This window comes from Chelativorans sp., assembly GCF_031180965.1.
Taxonomy (GTDB): domain Bacteria; phylum Pseudomonadota; class Alphaproteobacteria; order Rhizobiales; family Rhizobiaceae; genus Chelativorans.
Map to the genome: position 1 here is coordinate 1 of NZ_JAPSLH010000008.1, position 19,335 is coordinate 19,335.

General features: G+C 65.0%; 19 protein-coding genes. 13 read left to right on the plus strand and 6 right to left on the minus strand.

All coding sequences use genetic code 11. From position 1 onward, the window contains the following. Positions 1 to 431 precede the first annotated feature (431 nt). Together RIN79_RS08205 and RIN79_RS08210 are read right to left on the minus strand one after the other, a co-directional pair. A complete protein-coding gene (locus tag RIN79_RS08205) occupies positions 432 to 896 on the minus strand; it encodes a hypothetical protein (protein ID WP_309084159.1) in 465 nt (154 codons plus the stop codon). A 24-nt stretch (positions 897 to 920) separates the two neighbouring features. Further along, on the minus strand, positions 921 to 1,304 hold the full coding sequence (locus tag RIN79_RS08210) for a DUF6152 family protein (protein WP_309084160.1): 384 nt from the start codon (positions 1,302 to 1,304) through the stop codon (positions 921 to 923). A 376-nt stretch (positions 1,305 to 1,680) separates the two neighbouring features. On the opposite strand from RIN79_RS08210, the gene RIN79_RS08215 reads away from it, so the two are divergent. Next, positions 1,681 to 2,715, plus strand: a complete 1,035-nt coding sequence (locus tag RIN79_RS08215; protein WP_309084161.1) for an aspartate-semialdehyde dehydrogenase — start codon at positions 1,681 to 1,683, stop codon at positions 2,713 to 2,715. A 26-nt stretch (positions 2,716 to 2,741) separates the two neighbouring features. On the opposite strand, the gene RIN79_RS08220 is transcribed toward RIN79_RS08215, so the two are convergent. Next, complete coding sequence (locus tag RIN79_RS08220; RefSeq protein ID WP_309084162.1) at positions 2,742 to 3,137, minus strand: VOC family protein; 396 nt, start codon at positions 3,135 to 3,137, stop codon at positions 2,742 to 2,744. A 140-nt stretch (positions 3,138 to 3,277) separates the two neighbouring features. Between RIN79_RS08220 and pncA the strand changes: the two genes are divergently transcribed. Beyond that, complete coding sequence (pncA, locus tag RIN79_RS08225) at positions 3,278 to 3,877, plus strand: bifunctional nicotinamidase/pyrazinamidase (RefSeq protein WP_309084163.1); 600 nt, start codon at positions 3,278 to 3,280, stop codon at positions 3,875 to 3,877. Here the strand turns inward: pncA and RIN79_RS08230 are convergent, their stop codons facing one another. Then, entirely contained in the window at positions 3,878 to 4,555 is a 678-nt protein-coding gene (locus RIN79_RS08230; protein WP_309084164.1) for a YggS family pyridoxal phosphate-dependent enzyme, read from the minus strand. Positions 4,556 to 4,680: 125 nt separating this feature from the next. Here RIN79_RS08230 and leuS point away from each other — a divergent pair, with 125 nt between their 5' ends. From leuS to RIN79_RS08250, 4 genes are all read left to right on the plus strand, one after another. Beyond that, positions 4,681 to 7,296, plus strand: a complete 2,616-nt coding sequence (gene leuS / locus RIN79_RS08235) for a leucine--tRNA ligase (RefSeq protein WP_309084165.1) — start codon at positions 4,681 to 4,683, stop codon at positions 7,294 to 7,296. Between the two features lie 13 nt (positions 7,297 to 7,309). Next, complete coding sequence (gene lptE, locus RIN79_RS08240; RefSeq protein WP_309084166.1) at positions 7,310 to 7,849, plus strand: LPS assembly lipoprotein LptE; 540 nt, start codon at positions 7,310 to 7,312, stop codon at positions 7,847 to 7,849. Between the two features lie 123 nt (positions 7,850 to 7,972). Continuing rightward, a complete protein-coding gene (locus RIN79_RS08245; protein WP_309084167.1) occupies positions 7,973 to 8,896 on the plus strand; it encodes a 1-acyl-sn-glycerol-3-phosphate acyltransferase in 924 nt (307 codons plus the stop codon). A gap of 85 nt (positions 8,897 to 8,981) precedes the next feature. Further along, a complete protein-coding gene (locus RIN79_RS08250; protein WP_309084168.1) occupies positions 8,982 to 10,112 on the plus strand; it encodes an AAA family ATPase in 1,131 nt (376 codons plus the stop codon). Here the strand turns inward: RIN79_RS08250 and fsa are convergent, their stop codons facing one another. Further along, positions 10,113 to 10,766 (minus strand): fructose-6-phosphate aldolase, encoded by a 654-nt coding sequence (gene fsa / locus RIN79_RS08255; RefSeq protein WP_309084169.1) that lies wholly within the window; start codon positions 10,764 to 10,766, stop codon positions 10,113 to 10,115. It abuts the gene before it with no gap. Between the two features lie 84 nt (positions 10,767 to 10,850). Here fsa and RIN79_RS08260 point away from each other — a divergent pair, with 84 nt between their 5' ends. From RIN79_RS08260 to RIN79_RS08290, 7 genes are all read left to right on the plus strand, one after another. Beyond that, entirely contained in the window at positions 10,851 to 13,043 is a 2,193-nt protein-coding gene (locus RIN79_RS08260; protein ID WP_309084170.1) for a primosomal protein N', read from the plus strand. A gap of 100 nt (positions 13,044 to 13,143) precedes the next feature. Continuing rightward, positions 13,144 to 13,503, plus strand: a complete 360-nt coding sequence (locus RIN79_RS08265; RefSeq protein WP_309084171.1) for a DUF4345 domain-containing protein — start codon at positions 13,144 to 13,146, stop codon at positions 13,501 to 13,503. Positions 13,504 to 13,770: 267 nt separating this feature from the next. Then, a complete protein-coding gene (locus RIN79_RS08270) occupies positions 13,771 to 14,313 on the plus strand; it encodes a F0F1 ATP synthase subunit delta (RefSeq protein WP_375165896.1) in 543 nt (180 codons plus the stop codon). Continuing rightward, positions 14,313 to 15,842: a F0F1 ATP synthase subunit alpha gene (gene atpA, locus RIN79_RS08275; protein WP_309084173.1), complete on the plus strand. Its 1,530-nt coding sequence runs from the start codon at positions 14,313 to 14,315 to the stop codon at positions 15,840 to 15,842. Before RIN79_RS08270 ends, atpA begins: the two co-directional genes overlap by 1 nt. Positions 15,843 to 15,855: 13 nt before the next feature. After that, positions 15,856 to 16,731, plus strand: coding sequence for a F0F1 ATP synthase subunit gamma (locus RIN79_RS08280; protein ID WP_309084174.1), 876 nt, complete (start codon positions 15,856 to 15,858; stop codon positions 16,729 to 16,731). Between the two features lie 20 nt (positions 16,732 to 16,751). Further along, positions 16,752 to 18,311 (plus strand): F0F1 ATP synthase subunit beta, encoded by a 1,560-nt coding sequence (gene atpD / locus RIN79_RS08285; RefSeq protein WP_309084175.1) that lies wholly within the window; start codon positions 16,752 to 16,754, stop codon positions 18,309 to 18,311. A gap of 96 nt (positions 18,312 to 18,407) precedes the next feature. Further along, positions 18,408 to 18,815, plus strand: coding sequence for a F0F1 ATP synthase subunit epsilon (locus RIN79_RS08290; RefSeq protein ID WP_309084176.1), 408 nt, complete (start codon positions 18,408 to 18,410; stop codon positions 18,813 to 18,815). A gap of 197 nt (positions 18,816 to 19,012) precedes the next feature. Here the strand turns inward: RIN79_RS08290 and RIN79_RS08295 are convergent, their stop codons facing one another. Beyond that, on the minus strand, positions 19,013 to 19,318 hold the full coding sequence (locus RIN79_RS08295; RefSeq protein ID WP_309084177.1) for a hypothetical protein: 306 nt from the start codon (positions 19,316 to 19,318) through the stop codon (positions 19,013 to 19,015). Positions 19,319 to 19,335: the final 17 nt, after the last annotated feature.

Sequence of the window (19,335 nt, forward strand, 5' to 3'; positions counted from 1 at the left end):
TCCCATCGCTCTTGCGGGAACCGGATGCGCACCGGGTGTTCGGGAGAGCGGCGGCAACCTCCCCCTCCAGGGATCGGTACCTGGAGGCATGCTGAGGGCCCGCGACAGGCCGGCGGTGCCGGGGCGCTGGGTGACAGACGGCGCTTCGGAAAAACGGATGCTGGGTGAGAGCCGGCATCGCGGAAACCGCGGAGAAGCCGCTAGGGCTTTTCCTTCGGCCCGGCAAAGACCACCCCCTTCATTGGGTGCAGCCGGGACGGAGAAGAAGCCCGAGTGACCGGCCAATGTCGGGACAGCGGCCGGCGGGGCGCGTGAGACGCGCCACGATTAACTAACAGAGAGGCACGGATCACGCGCCCCGCTTCCCACCTTCTTCAATGGCCAGACGGCAAAAGCCGGGCGTGGCGACGATGACGCGCGCCTAACGTGACCTAGAGGAAACCGATGAACCGCCCGCAGACGAGCACGCCGAGCCAGAGGACCAGCGAAACCATGGCAAAAGCCCGCGCGCCGACCGTTTCCGAAGGCGTCCCGTCGGGTGGGGAGGCGAAGAGCCGCAAGGCCAGCATGTTGAGGCCGGCGAAAAGGATCAACAGCATCTTCAGGCGGAAGGCCGGATTGACGAAATACTCGCTCGCCCGGATCGAAAACAGGAGCAGGCCCGTGGCAAGCGCGCCACCGAAGGCTGCAAGCGCCAACCGCCGCATGAGTTTCAAGAACGGCTGGCGCTCCTGCGCGGCGAGGAAGCCGAGGATCCTCAGATCCATCAGGATCACGCCCGTGAGCAGCGCGCCGATGGAAAGCACATGCGCAGCATTCACGAGCGGATAGGCGTAGAACGAGGCCCTCAGCGCGCGGGCGGGCGCCAACTGCTCGATGGCTTCGAGGAATTCCAATCAGGCCACCTTGGAAGTCACCGCCTAGTTGCCCGGAACGCGGCCCGGATAGACGTCATAGGTGTTCCCGTTGACGATGATGCGCACCGCCTTCATGCGCCGCTCGGTCTCGTCGCGCGAGCGGTTGCCGATGGCCGTCACCTCGTCACCGGCCCATGCCGTCTCCTCAGTGAAGCCGGCCCTGACGGTCTGCGAAGGGGGCGCGAGCTCGACGCGCCAGACCTCGCCGTCCACATCCACGTCGAGCGTGGCATGCGGGTTTCCTACATAGACCTCGGTGATGGTCCCTTCGAGCTCGAAAAATCCGTCCTCGGTCCAGGACCAGCCGTGATGGGCGAGCGCGGGACCGGCTGTTCCAAGTCCGAGCAACAGCGGCAATGCGAGCAGGCGGATCGGCATTCTTTCCATGGGATGCTCCTCGATGGCCGTCGAATTAAGGTAAGGTGCCCTTGCCGGGGGTCAATTCACGTTCGGGAGAGCGGCGCGCCCGCCGGCCTGGCCGGCAGATTGACTTCGCACCGATTCGGCGTAAAAGCGGCGCGGAGACGGAGACTGCCTGGTCATGCGCGCTTCCCCTGCGCAGAATATTGCCAGCCTGATCGTCGCTGCCGGAACCGGCGGCGCGGTCTTCCGCTTCATCAAGACGACGGCCAAAACGACCGCCAAAACGGTCTGACCTTCCTTGGCCCGCTCGCTCTCTCCCCGAGACAGGCCGGGGAGGAGAAGCCCGCAGGGCCGGCGGGCTTGATCCAAAGCCAGGCGGAGAGGACAGGAGCTGTTTCACATGGGTTTCAAGATCGCTGTCGTGGGCGCAACCGGCAATGTCGGCCGGGAGATGCTGAATATCCTGGAGGAGCGAGGCTTCCCCGCCGACGAGGTGGTGCCGCTCGCCTCGCGCCGCTCGGTCGGCACCGAAGTATCCTACGGCGACAGGACGCTGAAGGTGAAGGCGCTCGACAATTACGACTTCTCCGACACCGATATCTGCCTGATGTCGGCCGGCGGCGCGGTATCGAAGGAGCATTCGCCGCGCATCGGCCGGGAGGGCTGCGTCGTCATCGACAACTCCTCGGCCTGGCGCTACGACCAGGACGTGCCGCTGATCGTGCCGGAGGTGAACCCGGACGCGATCGACGGCTTCACCAGGAAGAACATCATCGCCAACCCCAACTGCTCGACGGCGCAGCTCGTCGTGGCCCTGAAGCCGCTGCATGACGTGGCGCGGATCAGGCGCGTGGTCGTCGCCACCTATCAGTCGGTCTCCGGCGCGGGGAAGGAGGGCATGGACGAGCTTTTCGAGCAGACCCGCGCCGTCTTCGTCGCCGATCCGATCTCGACCAAGAAATTCACCAAGCGCATCGCCTTCAACTGCATTCCGCATATCGACGTCTTCATGGAGGACGGCTTCACCAAGGAAGAGTGGAAGATGATGGCGGAGACGAAGAAGATCCTCGATCCGAAGATCAAGCTCACCGCCACCTGCGTGCGGGTGCCCGTTTTCATCGGCCATTCGGAGGCGGTCAATATCGAGTTCGAGACGCCGATGACGGCTGAACAGGCGCGCGACATCCTGCGCGAGGCGCCGGGCTGCCTCGTGGTCGATAAGCACGAAGACGGCGGCTACGTCACGCCCTATGAGAGTGCCGGCGAAGATGCCACCTATATCAGCCGCATTCGCGAGGATGCGACCGTCGAAAACGGGCTTTCCATGTGGGTCGTCTCGGACAATCTGCGCAAGGGTGCCGCATTGAACGCGGTGCAGATTGCCGAGCTTCTGCTCGCCCGCGAGCTCATCCAGCCGAAGAAGCAGGCTGCCTGAGGACGGTGAACCGGGCCAGCGTCCGCTCACCAGGTGACGCGGACGCTCTCCGTCGAACGGCTATGCGGCCCGTGATGGACGGCCTCGACATTGTTCCCGTCGGGATCGAAGGCAAAGGCCGCGTAGTAGCCCGGATGGTAATGCCGCTCGCCCGGCCCGCCATTGTCGCGCCCGCCGGCGGCAAGCACCGCGGCATGGAACCGGTCCACGGTCTCGCGATCCTTGGCCTGAAAGGCGACGTGCACCCGGCTCGGTGCCCCGCCGACATCCACCCACAGTTCGTCGGCGAAGAAATAGCCGTCGCCCTCGACGAGAGGAATTCCGATAGCCCCCAGGGCGGCCTTGTAGAAACGTTTGGACGCCTCGAGGTCGCGTACGCGCAGATGCAGGTGATCGATCAGCCGGCCGCGATGGATTTCCATTGCCATGCTCCCTTGCACAATTCCGGCGGATTTAAGCGCGAGCAATGGCCGGCGTCTACCCGGCGGATGTGAGGCGATGCGGCCTTGCCAAACCGCCGCCTTCGGGTGAAGCTCCTGCCGCAAAGGAGATGGAGGAGGCCATGGTCGAAGGAGCGCTCATCGTCGTCGACGTCCAGAACGATTTCTGCCCGGGCGGCGCGCTGGCCGTGGATCAGGGCGACGAGGTCGTGCCCCTCATCAACGGCCTCATCAAGCGCTTCGAGCACGTGATCCTGACCCAGGACTGGCATCCGGCCGGCCATTCGAGCTTCGCCTCCTCGCATCCCGGCAAGCAGCCCTTCGAGACGATCATGATGCCCTATGGCAAGCAGAAGCTCTGGCCGGACCACTGCGTGCAGGGCACGCGCGGGGCCGAGTTTCATCCTGAGCTTGAATGGACAAAGGCCGAGCTCGTCATTCGCAAGGGCTTTCGCAAGGCGATCGACAGCTATTCGGCCTTTTTCGAGAACGATCACGAAACGCCCACCGGCCTTTCCGGCTATCTGCGCGAACGCGGCATTAGCAAGGTGAGCTTCGCGGGCCTTGCGACGGACTTCTGCGTGGCTTTCTCGGCCCTCGATGCGCGCCGGCAGGGCTTTGAAGCATCGGTGATCCTGCAGGCCTGTCGCGGCATCGATATCGCCGGCTCCATGGCGGCGATGACGGAGAGGATGAACGACGCGGGCGTGGCGCTGGTCTGATCAGCGGGGCGGATAGGGCCTTTCGCCGAAGATGGCGGAGCCGACGCGCACGCTGGTCGCCCCGAAGGCGATGGCGGTCTCGAAATCTCCGGACATCCCCATGGAGAGCTTCTCGACCCCTGCCTCGCGCGCGAGCTTTTCCAACAGCGCGAAATGGGGGCCGGGATTCTCGTCGACAGGCGGAATGCACATCAGCCCCTCGACCTCGATCCCATGCACCTCCCGGCAGCGGGTCACGAAGTCCACCGTCTCGCGCGGGTCGATGCCCGCCTTCTGCGGCTCCAGTCCGGTGTTCACCTGGACGTAGAGGCGCGGGTGGCGGCCCTGCTTCGCCATTTCCGCTGAAAGCGCTGCGGCGATCTTTTCCCGGTCCACCGTCTCGATGACGTCGAACAGCTTAACCGCCTCTTTCGCCTTGTTTGACTGCAGCGGCCCGATCAGATGCAGCTCTATGTCGGGGAATGCCTCCTTCAGCGCGGGCCATTTGCCCTGCGCTTCCTGCACGCGGTTCTCGCCGAAAACGCGCTGGCCCGCCTCGATCACAGGCCGGATTTCCTCGGCAACAAAAGTTTTAGAGACGGCGACCAGCGCCACATCCTGCTCCGGGCGGCCCGCCTCTCGCGCAGCCTGGGCGATCCTGTCCTTGACCAGGCGAAGGTTCTCGGCGGCGTCGGTCATGGCTTCTGCGCAATCCTCCGGCACGCTTTCATCGCGGCGAATCAGGGCCCACGGAGTTGACGGTCGTCACAAACCATGGTGAAGGTCCGCCGAAAATTCCCGTCCTTTTAGGCGAAAATCCGGGCATGGCAACCGAACGCTACAATCCCCGCGCATCAGAGCCCCGCTGGCAGAAGGCGTGGGAGGAGGCACGCCTTTTCGAAACCAGGAATGACGACGGGCGGCCGACCTACTATGTGCTCGAGATGTTCCCCTATCCGTCGGGGCGCATTCATATCGGCCACACGCGGAACTACACGATGGGCGACGTGGTCGCCCGCTACAAGCGCGCCAAGGGCTTCAGCGTGCTTCATCCGATGGGATGGGACGCCTTCGGCCTGCCCGCCGAGAACGCGGCGATACAGAACAAGGTCCACCCGAAGGCCTGGACCTACGAGAACATCGCCACCATGCGGTCGCAGCTCAAGATGATGGGCCTCTCGATCGACTGGGCCCGCGAGTTCGCCACCTGCGACGTGGATTATTACCACCGCCAGCAGATGCTCTTCATCGACTTCTATGAGAAGGGGCTGGTGACGCGGAAGACCTCCAAGGTCAACTGGGATCCGGTGGATCAGACCGTGCTCGCCAACGAGCAGGTGATCGACGGGCGCGGCTGGCGCTCCGGTGCGCTGGTCGAGCAGCGCGAGCTGGCGCAGTGGTTCTTCAAAATCACGGACTATGCCGAGGACCTCCTGCAGGCCATAGACAGCCTGGAGAATTGGCCCGACAAGGTGCGCACCATGCAGCGCAACTGGATCGGCCGCTCCGAGGGCCTGTCGATCCGTTGGGCGTTGGTTGAAAGCACTGCGCCGGCGGGTGAAAGTCGTCTGGAGGTCTATACAACTCGACCTGACACGATCTTTGGCGCCTCCTTCATGGCCGTCGCGCCCGACCATCCGCTGGCCAGGAAGGCAGCGGAAGGAAATGCCAAGCTCGCCGCCTTCATCGAGGAATGCCGGCGCATCGGCACATCTGCCGCAGTGCTGGAGACTGCCGAGAAGAAGGGCTTCGATACGGGGATTCGAGTAAAGCACCCGTTCGATCCTTCGTGGACGCTGCCCGTCTATGTGGCAAACTTCGTGCTGATGGAATACGGCACGGGCGCGATCTTCGGCTGCCCCTCGGGCGATCAGCGCGACCTCGACTTCGCCAACAAATACGGCCTGCCGGTGATCCCCGTCGTGATGCCGGAAGGGGCTGACGCGGCCACCTTCCAGATCACCGAGGAATCCTATTCGGATGACGGCGTGATGATCAATTCGCGCTTCCTGGACGGCCTGACCAACAAGCAGGCGTTCGAGGAAGTGGCGAACCGGCTGGAGCAGGAGATGCTGGACGGCCGCCCGGTAGCTGAGCGCAAGGTGAATTTCCGCCTGCGTGACTGGGGCGTCTCGCGCCAGCGCTACTGGGGCTGTCCCATCCCGATGATCCATTGCGATGCATGCGGGATCGTGCCGGTGCCGAAGCAGGACCTGCCGGTGGTCCTGCCCGAGGACGTGGATTTCGACAAGCCGGGGAACCCGCTCGACCGGCACCCGACCTGGCGCAATGTGAAGTGCCCGAAATGCGGCGCCGACGCGCGGCGCGAGACGGACACCATGGACACGTTCGTGGATTCGTCCTGGTATTTCGCGCGCTTCACCTCGCCGCATTCCGACGATCCGGTCGAGCGCGGTGCGGCCAATCGCTGGCTGCCGGTGGATCAGTATATCGGCGGCGTCGAGCATGCGATCCTGCACCTGCTCTATTCGCGCTTCTTCATCCGCGGCATGCGCGACACCGGTCATCTGGATCTGGCCGAGCCGTTCAAGGGCCTGTTCACCCAGGGCATGGTCGTGCACGAGACCTATCGCTCGGAGGACGGCCGCTGGCTCCAGCCGAGCGAAGTCAGGATCGAGAGCGCCGGCGGCGAGCGCAGAGCCTATGAGATCGCGACCGGCAAGGAGGTCGCGATCGGTCCGCTGGAAAAGATGTCGAAGTCGAAGAAGAACACGGTGAGTCCGGAAGAGATCACCGAATCCTTCGGCGCCGACACGGCGCGCTGGTTCATGCTGTCCGATTCGCCGCCCGAGCGCGATGTCGAGTGGACCGACGACGGTGCGGCCGGAGCACACCGATTCGTGCAGCGGGTATGGCGGCTGGTGACGGAAGTCGCGCCCGCGATCGAGGGCGTGGCTCCGAAAGCTTCCGGCGAGGGAAATGCGGCCGCTATCTCAAAACCTGCGCATAAGGCGCTGAAAGCCGTAGGTGAGGACATCGAGCGGCTTGCCTTCAACCGCGCCATTGCCCGCATCCACGAGCTGGTCAACGAGCTGCAGGGACCTTTCGCCGCACTGGCTTCTGCCGATGCGGCTACCCGCGCGGCAGCCCGCGAAGCGACCGAGATCCTCATCCACCTGATCGCGCCCTACATGCCGCACCTGGCCGAGGAATGCTGGGCGCGCATTGGCGGCAACGGCCTCGTGGCCGCGAGCCGGTGGCCGGATTACGATCCGGAGCTGGTGGTGGATAACCTGATCGTGCTGCCGGTGCAGATCAACGGCAAGAAGCGCGGGGATTTGACAATTGCCCGCGAGGCGGATCAAGCTGCAGTGGAAAAGGCGGTTCTTGAACTCGACTTCGTGCAGAAGGCGCTGAACGGCGCCCTCCCGCGCAAGGTGATCGTGGTCCCGCAGAGAATCGTCAATGTGGTCGCCTGATAGAGGAGGTATCATGGCTTTGATGGTGCGTGCCTCCACGGCGATTGCAGCCGCCTTGATGTTGGCGGGCGTCTCAGGCTGCACCGTGCAGCCGCTGCTCGCGACCCATGTGGAAACCTTCGGCCGGGCAAGCACCCCCTCTCTCTCCTCGATCTTCGTGAACCCCGTCGCGACGCGGTATGCGCAGGAGGTCCGCAACGAGCTCATCTTTCTCCTGAACGGCGGTGCCGGACAGCCGGCGGCCCCCCGTTACAAGCTCGACCTTTCCGTAGCGCTCAGCGTCACCTCCGCCGCCGAGATCCAGATAGCCCGGGAGAACGAGCCCACCGCCGGCACGGTGACGCTCACCGGCATCTACCGTCTGACGGATGCGGCGACCGGCCAGCCCGTCGCCCAGGGGCGGCGGCAGGTCATGTCGGCTTTCGACCGGCCGCTGCAGGAATTCGCCGTGCTGCGCGCCCAGCGTGATGCGGAGGACCGGGCGGCGCGCGAACTTGCAGAACAGCTGCGGCTGGCCGTCGCCCAGGACATGGCGCGCCTCAATCTTCGATAGGAGTTCTGAGATGACGTGCTGCAACCGGCAAGAGGAACAAAGCTCGGCGCAGGATATTGAGTAGGCCTGTCATTGCGCCGTCACAGATTTTCGGTGAAACAGCTCCAACGGAGTGCTTCGTCCATGGCCTTTCATACGACGCTGATGTCGGTCGCCGGAGTGGTCGGAAGCCGCATTCTCAAGCGCCCGGCCGTGGCAACGGAGGCTCCCTCCCATATCGTCGACCAGCTGATCGCCGAGCGCACCGTCCATCTCTCGCAGCATCCGCTCTGGCCCATAGCCCGTCCGCTGCTCTACCGCTATTTCCATTACCATCAGGCAGTCGCCATGGCCGACGAGATCGCCCAGCTTTCAGGCTGGGACTCGATGGCCTATATCAGTGCGCTGCTGTCCCTCAACATCACGGCAAGGGGTAAGGAGCGTATCCCGCAGAAGGGCGCTTTCATCCTGGCGCCAACCCACCCGACGGGTATTGCCGACGGAGTCGCCATCTTCGATCTGATGAAGGATGTCCGTCCGGACATGGCGATCTTCGCCAATCTGGACGCGCTGCGGGTCAATCCCCGCTTCCGCGACATCGTCATCCCCGTCGAGTGGCGGGCGAACGAGAAGTCCCATGCCAAAAGCCGCGACACGCTGGAGATGACGGCGAAGGCGTTCGCCGGGGAAAAGGCGATCATCCTCTTCCCGTCTGGCCGCATCGCCTATTGGAATGAGGACAGGCTGACCGAGCGGCCGTGGCAGCCTTCGGTCGTGGCGCTCGCGCGGCGCTACGAGGTGCCGGTCATCCCGGTGAACATGACGGCGCGCAATTCTGGCCTGTTCTACCTCTTGTCGAAATACTCGACGGAGCTGCGCGACATGACGCTATTCCACGAGCTTTTGAACAAGAAGGGCCGCAGCTTCCATATGACCATCGGGAAGCCGATCGCGCCGGAAAAGCTGAGCCGCGGCGAACCGGCGGAGGTCGCCACCTTGCTCCAGCATCATACGGTGACAACCCTTGCCGCCGATCCGGACGCGGAATTTCCGGAGGCCTCTCAGTAGGCGGGGATCGGCAGGCCGCCGCTCCTCTCGGCAAGTGGAGGAGCCCTCGACGGTTCAGTTCCTCGCTTCCGATTTGGCGACTGGCATGCGTCTCGTTTCCTTCTCCGCCCAGGGCTACCGTTCGCTCCGCTCCGCGTTTCTCGATGTCGGGCAGATCGGGCTTTTCGTCGGGGAAAACGGGGTCGGCAAGTCCAATCTCTACCGCGTCCTGCAACTCCTGAAGGCGGCCGCCGACGGATCGCTCGCGATCGAAATCGCGCGGGAAGGGGGGATGCAGGCAGCTCTCTGGGCCGGCAGCAGACGTAGCGGCAGCCCGGTGCGCATCATCTTCGAGGCGCTGCTCGAGGACGAGGATACGGCGATGCGCGCAAGCTACCGCGTGGAAGCCGGTCTGCCGCCTCCCGCATCCGCCGGCTTTTCCTTCGAGCCGCATGTCAAGGAGGAGATAGTGGCGATCGAGACCGGCCGCAGGAGCATCGACATGATGCAGCGGAAGGGTCCTGCGGTATTCGCCCGCGAGGGCGATGGGCGGAGGATGGAGCACCCGGTCCGTATGCTGAATTCCGAAACGGCGCTCGCAGCGCTTGGCGCCTCCGGGCGCTATCCGGAAGTCGGCAGCATCCGCGCCGCATTGCTCTCCTGGCGCTTCTATCACGGATTCCGCGCCGACAGGGACTCGCCCGTCCGCAAGCCCGCGCTGGCCGTCACGTCGCCGCTGCTCGACGAGGACGGCAGCAATCTCGCCGCCGTCTTCGCCACGTTGAAGCACATCCGAGGCGATACGCGCGAGCTCGACCGTTGCGTTGCGGCCGCTCTCGGCGGCGCGCGCCTGGAGACACCAGCCCCTGGAGAGGCGGCGAGCTTTGCTCTCGTGCTGCCGGAGTTGCCGCAGCGCCCGATGCGGCCGGAGGAATTGTCCGACGGGCAGATCCGCTTCCTGGCGCTCGCGGGCGCGCTGCTCTCGTATCACCTCCCTCGGCTCGTGGCGCTGAATGAGCCGGAGACGAGCCTTCATCCCTCCATGCTGCCGGCGCTAGCCGACATGATCGCCGATGCCGCCGAAAGGACGCAGGTCTGGGTCGTCACTCACTCCCGCGAGCTGGCGGACCTCATCTGCGACCGCACCGGCGCCCGCGCCATCACGATTGCCAAGAAGGATGGGGCGACCCTCGTTGGGGCACCGGGTTCCGACGAGGAAGAGGACCACGACGCCTAGTCAGCCGATCTTCTGCCCCGTCTTCGCCCAATCGGCGAGGAAGGATTCGAGACCCTTGTCCGTGAGCGGATGCTTTACGAGCGCCTTAAGAACCGAGGGCGGGACCGTGGCCACGTCGGCGCCGATCATGGCCGCCTGCTTGACGTGGTTGATGGTGCGGATTGAGGCGGCGAGGACCTCCGTCTCGAAATCGTAATTGTCGTAGATGGTGCGGATCTCGGCGATCAGCTCCATCCCGTCGATGCCCATGTCGTCCAGCCGCCCGATGAAGGGGGAGATGAAGGTGGCACCGGCCTTCGCCGCCAGCAATGCCTGGTTGGCGGAAAAGCACAGGGTCACGTTGACCATCCGGCCGCTCCCGGTGAGCGCCTTGCAGGCCTTGAGGCCATCCATCGTCAGCGGCACTTTTATGGCGATATTGTCGGCGATCTTCGAGAGGATGTCGGCTTCCCGCATCATCTCCTTGAACTCGATCGCGGTGACTTCCGCCGAAACCGGGCCATCGACGATCTCGCAAATTTCCTTGGTGACTTCGAGGATCGGCCGGCCCGCTTTCGCGATGAGCGACGGGTTGGTCGTCACCCCGTCCAGAAGCCCCGTCTCGCTCAGCTCGCGGATCTCGTTCACATCGGCGGTATCGACGAAAAACTTCATGGCTCTCTCCTTGTCCTTTCGGCGTTCCCAGCGCTCCCATGCTCGGCCTTGCTCTAATCCAAGAAACCGGCAAGGTCACGCGTGATGAACAGAGAATCGACCTCAAGGCGCGTGATTCCCGTCATGGTTCCCATGCCGGTGGAACGGCCCTATTCCTATGCGGTGCCCGAGGGCGTGCGCGTGGAGCCGGGGGCGATCCTGCGCGTACCTCTCGGGCCCCGGGAGGTGGCCGGCGTCGCCTGGGACGGTGACGGCGAGCCGGTGGAGCCGGCGAAGCTCAGGGAAATCTCGCAGGTCTTCGAATGCCCGCCGCTGCCGGCGGAAATGCGCCGCTTCATCGAATGGGTGGCGGCATATACGCTCTCTCCCCCCGGCATCGTGGCGCGCATGGCGCTGCGGGCGCCTGCAGCCTTCGATCCCGAGCCGCCGGTGGAGGGATTGCGGCTCACGGCGAACCGTCCGGACCGCGTGACGGCAGCGCGCGAGCGCGTGCTGCGCTATGCTGCCGATGGCCAAGCCTGGACCCGGTCCGGCCTAGCTCACGCGGCGGGCGTATCCTCGACCGTCATCGACGGGCTGGTGGCGCAGGGCGTGTTTGAGCGGGTGGACATTCCTCCGCCGCCGATCGTGGCGGCTCCCGATACGAGCTTCGGCCGCCCGGAACTGACGCCGGACCAGCAGCTCGCCGCCGAGCGGCTGCGCGAGAAGGCGGGCGCGGAGACCTTCAGCGTGACGCTGATCGACGGCGTCACCGGCTCCGGCAAGACGGAGGTTTATTTCGAGGCCGTCGCCGCCGCTCTCGACATGGGTAAGCAGGTGCTGATCCTGTTGCCCGAGATCGCACTCACCCAGGCATTTCTCGAACGCTTTCACGACCGCTTCGGCGCCAAGCCTGCCGAATGGCACTCGGACCTCGCGCCCCGGAAGCGCGAGCGCGTCTGGCGGCAGGTGGCGGAGGGTCAGGTGCGCGTCGTCGCCGGCGCGCGCTCTGCGCTCTTCCTGCCCTTTTGCGAGCTCGGCCTCGTGGTCGTCGACGAGGAGCATGACCCGGCCTACAAGCAGGAGGACCGCGTCTTCTACAATGCGCGCGACATGAGCGTGGTGCGCGGCCGTCTGGGCAATTTCCCGGTCGTGCTTGCCTCGGCGACGCCCTCGCTCGAGAGCCGCGTGAATGCCGACCAGGGCCGCTACGAGCGCATCTTGCTTCCAGCCCGCTTCGCCGACGCGGCGCTCCCCGAACTCAGTGCTATCGACATGCGCAGGTCCCCTCCCGCCCGGGGCGGCTTTCTTTCGCCCGTGCTGATCGAAGCAATCGGTCGAACGATCGGGCGCAAAGAGCAGGCGCTGCTCTTCCTCAACCGGCGCGGCTATGCACCGCTCACCCTTTGCCGGGTGTGCGGCCATCGCTTCCAATGCCCGAACTGCTCCAGCTGGCTGGTGGAGCACCGCTTCCGCCGGCAGCTCGTCTGCCACCATTGCGGTCACAGCGAAGGACGGCCGGAGGCGTGTCCGGAATGCGGAGCGCTCGATCATCTCGTGCCCTGTGGCCCCGGGGTTGAGCGCATCGCGGAGGAGCTCACCCGGCATTTTCCGGACGCGCGTACGATCGTGCTGTCGTCCGATCTCCTTGGCGGGGTGAAGCGGCTGAGGCTCGAGCTTGAAGCGATTGCCAATGGCGAAGCCGATATCGTGGTGGGCACGCAGCTCGTGGCCAAGGGCCACAACTTCCCCTCCATGACGCTGGTCGGTGTCGTGGACGCCGATCTGGGCCTCGCCAATGGCGATCCGCGCGCCGCCGAGCGCACCTTCCAGCTCCTTTCCCAGGTCACCGGCCGGGCCGGGCGGTCGGGCAAGAAAAGCACGGGGCTATTGCAAACCTATCAGCCGGAGCACCTGGTGATGCGCGCGCTCATCTCGGGCGATGCCGAGACCTTTTACGAGCGCGAGATAGAGGAACGCCTGCGCGCCGCGCTGCCGCCCTTCGGCCGGCTCGCCGCGCTCATCGTCAGCGCCGCAACCCGCCAGGAAGCCGAGGCGCATGCGCGGGCGCTACGTCGCGCCGCCCCCGCCGCGCCCGCCGCGGGAAACATTGAGATTCTCGGCCCCGCCGAGGCGCCGCTCGCGATGGTGGCGGGAAGGCACCGGTTCCGCCTGCTCGTGCAAGGCTCGCGCCGAGCCGATCTGCAGGCGTATATCCGCCGCCTGTTGGAAGCTGCCGAAAGGCCGCGCGGCTCGGTGCGCGTGCAGGTCGACATCGACCCGCAGAGCTTTTTGTGAAGAAAGCTTTGCGGGCGCAGCCGTCACTATGGAACTGAGCTCCACTCCCGAATCGGCTATAGGAGCGGTCTGTGCCGCGCCGGAGCAGGAGGGGTGCAACATGGAAATCGCGTTTCCCTGGCCTTATAGTCCGGGCGAATGGTTGGCCTGGATCGGCGCCGCGCTCACGGCGCTCTTCGGGCTCGTCAACCTCCTCGCGCCCCGGCTGGGCGGGATCGAAGGCGCCGGCTCCCGCGCGCTGTCCGGCGGCTTCCATGTCGGAATAGGCCTCTCGGCCATTCTGTTCGCTCAGCCCCTGATCTATCTGGCCTTGGGGATCGCCTGGGCACTCGCGGCGGTGGGGCAGATGCTTTCAGTCCTGTTCGACCGGGGCGGGACGGTCACCAAGTTGCTCGGCTTTGCGGCCGCGCTCCTGATGGCCGCGCTGCCGCTCTCCTTTGCTTTCGGCTTTGTTCCCTGACGCGTGGAGCGACTGGAATCCTCTGAGACCACATTCTGCGGGCATGCGACAAAAGGGGCGCAAAAGCTTGGCGCCCCGCGTGTTGCGAGTCCGGAAAGCCTGTGGTAGACGGCAATCGGCTTTCTGCCCGGGGGGACGGCGCCGCATGTCCGCCCGGATCGAAAATTCAACAAGGTCTGAGATTTAACCCGAGTCATCGGCCCTTCGCCAAATCTCGCGACCCAAGCGCATGAGAAGAGACCTGATCCCGTGGCACAATCTGGCTCGATGATCTCCGGTGTGGCAGGACGTTATGCGGGCTCGTTGTTCGAACTCGCTCGGGAACAGGGCGCGGTTTCGGCGGTTGAGGAAGACCTTGGCCGGTTCGAGGAACTGCTTCGGGAAAGCGGGGATCTGCAGCGCCTGATCAGAAGTCCGGTTTTTTCCGCCGACGAGCAGCTGAAAGCCATTTCGGCCGTGCTCGAGCGTGCAGAAATCGGCGGCCTGGTCGGAAACTTCCTGCGCGTGGTCGCCAATAACCGGCGGCTGTTCGCGGTGCCGCAGATGATCCGCGCCTACCGCCAGATCGCCGCCGAAGCGCGCGGCGAGACGGCGGCGGAAGTCACTTCGGCGCACGCGCTTTCGCCGGAACAGGAGCGCGAGCTGAAGGCCACGCTGAAAGAGGTCATGGGCAAGGATGTCGCAATCCGGGTCGTCGTCGATCCCTCTCTCCTCGGCGGCATGATCGTCAAGGTCGGCTCGCGCCAGATCGACACGTCGCTCAAGACTAAACTCAATTCGCTCAAGCTTGCACTGAAAGAGGTCGGCTGATGGATATCCGGGCAGCGGAAATTTCCGCAATTCTCAAGGAGCAGATCAAGAATTTCGGCAGGGAAGCCGAAGTCTCCGAGGTCGGCCAGGTTCTTTCGGTCGGCGACGGCATCGCTCGCGTCTACGGTCTGGACAATGTCCAGGCCGGTGAGATGGTCGAGTTTCCCGGCGGCATCCGCGGCATGGCGCTGAATCTCGAGGTCGACAATGTCGGCATCGTGATCTTCGGCAACGACCGCGACATCAAGGAAGGCGACACGGTCAAGCGCACCGGCGCCATCGTGGACGTGCCGGTCGGTCCGGGCCTGCTCGGACGCGTGGTGGACGCGCTCGGCAATCCGATTGACGGCAAGGGCCCGATTGCTGCTGCCGAGCGCCGCCGCGTCGACGTCAAGGCGCCCGGCATCATCCCGCGCAAATCCGTGCACGAGCCGATGTCCACGGGCCTCAAGGCCATCGATGCACTGATCCCGATCGGCCGCGGCCAGCGCGAGCTCATCATCGGCGACCGCCAGACCGGCAAGACCGCCATCATCCTCGACACCTTCCTCAACCAGAAGCCGCTCAATGCGGGCGACGACGAGAGCCAGAAGCTCTATTGCGTCTATGTGGCCGTGGGCCAGAAGCGGTCCACCGTAGCGCAGTTCGTGAAGGCGCTGGAGGAGCGCGGCGCACTCGAATACTCCATCATCGTTGCCGCCACCGCCTCGGACCCCGCGCCGATGCAGTTCCTGGCGCCCTTCGCCGGCTGCGCGATGGGCGAGTATTTCCGCGACAACGGCAAGCACGCCGTGATCGCGTATGACGACCTGTCGAAGCAGGCCGTCGCCTACCGCCAGATGTCGCTGCTGCTGCGCCGCCCGCCCGGCCGCGAGGCCTATCCTGGCGACGTGTTCTATCTCCACTCGCGCCTCTTGGAGCGCGCGGCGAAGATGAACGATGAGAATGGCGCCGGCTCGCTCACCGCACTCCCCGTCATCGAGACGCAGGCCAACGACGTGTCGGCCTACATCCCGACCAACGTGATCTCGATCACCGATGGGCAGATCTTCCTGGAGACGAACCTGTTCTTCCAGGGCATCCGCCCGGCGGTGAATGTGGGCCTGTCCGTGTCGCGAGTGGGTTCGGCCGCGCAGATCAAGGCGATGAAGCAGGTCGCGGGCTCCATTAAGGGCGAGCTGGCGCAATATCGCGAGATGGCCGCCTTCGCCCAGTTCGGCTCGGACCTCGACGCTGCCACGCAGCGCTTGCTCAACCGCGGCGCGCGCCTGACGGAGCTCCTGAAGCAGCCTCAGTTCTCGCCGCTCAAGACGGAAGAGCAGGTGGTCGTGATCTTCGCCGGCGTGAACGGCTATCTTGACCGGCTGGCCCTCAGGGATGTGAGCCGGTTCGAGCAGGCGCTGCTCACGCATATGCGCACGGACGGCAAAGAGATCCTCGACACCATCCGCAGGGAAAGGGCACTGTCGGACGATCTTCGCGCCAGGCTCAAGGCCGAGATCGACAGCTTCGCCAAGAACTTTTCCTGAGGCTTAGGCGCCCATGCCCTCGCTGAAAGACCTTCGCAACCGGATCGCCTCGGTCAAGGCGACGCAGAAGATCACCAAGGCGATGCAGATGGTCGCCGCGGCCAAGCTGCGCCGCGCCCAGGAGGCGGCCGAGGCCGCGCGTCCCTATGCCGAGCGCATGGGCGCGGTGCTTGCCAATGTGGCAGGCCCCATCTCCGGCAGCGACGCGCCGGCCCTGATGGCGGGCACCGGGAAGGACGACGTCCATCTGATCGTCGTCTGCACCGCGGACCGAGGCCTTGCCGGCGGGTTCAACAGCCAGATCGCCAGGCTCGCGCGCGAGCACATCCGCAGGCTTCAGGCCGACGGCAAGCAGGTGAAGATCCTGACCGTCGGCAAGAAGGGTTACGACATGCTGCGCCGGGATTTCGGCCAGCTTGTCATCGACCGTATCGAACTGCGCGACGTGAAGCAGATCGGCTTCTCGAATGCCGATACCATCGCACGCAAGGTGATCGGGCTATTCGAGGATGGCCAGTTCGACGTCTGCACCCTCATCTTCTCCCAGTTCAGGTCGGTGATCAGCCAAGTGCCGACGGCACAGCAGATCATTCCCGCCGCGGTTCCGCAAGCGCAGCAGGGCGATAGCGCTGCCGCCGTTTATGAATACGAGCCGGACCCGGCCTCCATCCTTGCCGACCTCATCCCGCGCAATATCGCCGTGCAGATCTTCCGGGCACTGCTCGAAAACGCCGCCGGCGAGATGGGCGCCAAGATGACCGCCATGGACAATGCGACACGCAATGCGGGGGAGATGATCAACAAGCTGTCGATCACCTATAACCGGCAGCGGCAAGCGCAGATCACCAAGGAACTGATCGAAATCATTTCGGGCGCGGAAGCGCTCTGACGGACCAAGAGGTAAGAACAATGGCTAAAGCAGCGACCCCCAGAAGGGCCCCCGCCATGGCGGCCGAAAGCGCGGCAGAAATAGCGCCTGTCGTGAAGCCGGCGCGGCGTGCTTCCACCCGGGCAGCCGCGGGCCAGGCGCCGACTGCCGCCGCGTTCGCCACCGGGGCGGTCGGCAGCGTGCGTCAGGTGATCGGCGCCGTCGTCGACGTGCAGTTCCAAGACCATCTGCCGGCGATCCTCAATGCGCTCGAGACGGACAATCAGGGCAACCGGCTGGTGCTCGAAGTGGCGCAGCACTTGGGGGAAAACACTGTCCGCTGCATAGCCATGGACTCCACCGAAGGTCTGGTGCGCGGCCAGCAGGTACGCGATACCGGCGCGCCCATTTCCGTGCCCGTCGGCCCGCAGATGCTCGGCCGCATCATCAACGTCATCGGCGAGCCGGTGGACGAGGCGGGGCCGGTCGAGGGGGTCGAGCTTCGCTCGATTCACCAGCCCGCGCCTGCCTATGTCGAACAGTCTACGGAGGCCGAAATCCTCGTCACGGGCATCAAGGTGCTCGACCTGCTGGCCCCCTATGCCAAGGGCGGCAAGATCGGCCTCTTCGGCGGCGCCGGCGTGGGCAAGACCGTGCTCATCCAGGAACTGATCAACAACGTGGCCAAGGCCCATGGCGGCTACTCGGTGTTCGCCGGCGTCGGCGAGCGCACGCGCGAGGGCAATGACCTCTATCACGAGTTCATCGAATCGGGCGTCAACAAGAAGGGCGGCGGTGAGGGATCCAAGGCCGCACTCGTCTACGGCCAGATGAACGAGCCGCCCGGCGCGCGCGCCCGCGTCGGCCTGACGGGCCTCACCGTCGCGGAATATTTCCGCGACCAGGGCCAGGACGTGCTCTTCTTTGTCGATAACATCTTCCGCTTCACCCAGGCGGGTTCCGAGGTGTCGGCGCTTCTCGGCCGCATTCCCTCGGCCGTGGGCTACCAGCCGACGCTCGCCACCGACATGGGCGCCCTGCAGGAGCGCATCACCACGACCACCACGGGCTCGATCACCTCGGTGCAGGCCATCTATGTGCCCGCCGACGACCTGACCGACCCGGCGCCGGCCACGTCCTTCGCCCACCTCGACGCCACGACCGTGCTGTCGCGCGCCATCTCGGAAAAGGGCATCTACCCTGCGGTCGACCCCCTCGACTCGACCTCGCGCATGCTCGACCCGATGATCGTCGGCGAGGAGCACTACCAGGTTGCGCGCGACGTGCAGCAGACGCTGCAGCGCTACAAGTCGCTGCAGGACATCATCGCCATCCTGGGCATGGACGAGCTTTCCGAAGAGGATAAGCTGACGGTGGCGCGCGCCCGCAAGATCGAGCGCTTCCTGTCGCAGCCCTTCTTCGTGGCGGAGGTCTTCACCGGCTCGCCGGGCAAGCTTGTCGATCTCGCCGACACGATCAAGGGCTTCAAGGGGCTCGTGGCCGGCGACTACGATCACCTTCCGGAAGCAGCGTTCTACATGGTCGGCACCATCGAAGACGCGGTGGAGAAGGCCGAGCGGCTGGCGGCGGAAGCGGCCTGAAGCGAACAGCGAATAGGGAGTAGCGAATAGAGGATGAGCGGAACGGCGGAGCGACTACTTTTTCGCTGTTCGCCATCCGCTATTCGCTGACAATCCATGGCAAAAACCTTCACGTTCGAACTTGTCTCCCCTGAGCGGCTTCTCGTCTCGGAAGAGGTCGAGCAGGTCGTCATCCCCGGCACGGAAGGCGAGATGACCGTCATGGCCGACCACGCTCCGGTGATGACGAGCGTCAAACCCGGCGTCATTACGGTGGTGCGGGCCGGCGGCGCCAGCGAGCGGTTTGTCGTCTTCGGCGGCTTTGCCGACATCACTCCCGAGGGCTGCAGGCTGCTTGCCGAATCGGCAACACGGGTTGCCGACCTTAGCCGGGAGGAACTCACGCGCCGCATCGAGCACGCGCGCAGGGAACTTGAGGGCATCCGGGACGAGGCGGCGCGCACCAAGGCCGAGGAGTTTCTCGGCCAGCTCACCACGCTGGAAGGCGCCATCCTGCCGGCCTGACATCCGGCGGGACGGATGAAAAGAGCCGGCGGCGACGCCGGCTTTTTGTGTGCGAATGCGCGTCGATTTCCGCTGCAGCCAACCCTCAGAAATGCCGGTGACCGTTTGCCCGCCGCGCGTCAGATGGAGGCTGCCTTTCTGGCCGCCATCATCAAGTTGCCGGGCCATGTCGATGCCGGCAGCCTCTGGCGCATGGTTCAAGCCCTTCGCACGAGCTCGTGGAACTGCTCGCGCCGCCCGGGCACATCCTCGCTGACCACCAGTGCGAGCTGCCGTTCATCGAAGATGCGGAACCATTCATCCCAGTCGATGATCTGAATGCCGCCCACCGGATCCGCCCCTGTGTCTGTGTCCTGATAAGCCTGCTGACCGAAAGCCAAGCAGAGCACCGGTTCGGTGTGCGCCATACCAAGCACCGGGTCGCTGATTGCCGGCTGCCCCGTGCGGGCGGCGGCCCAGTCGCGGATTTCGTCGTGATCGGTCAGCATCTTTGTATCGGCCATAGGGGAAGCTCCTTGAA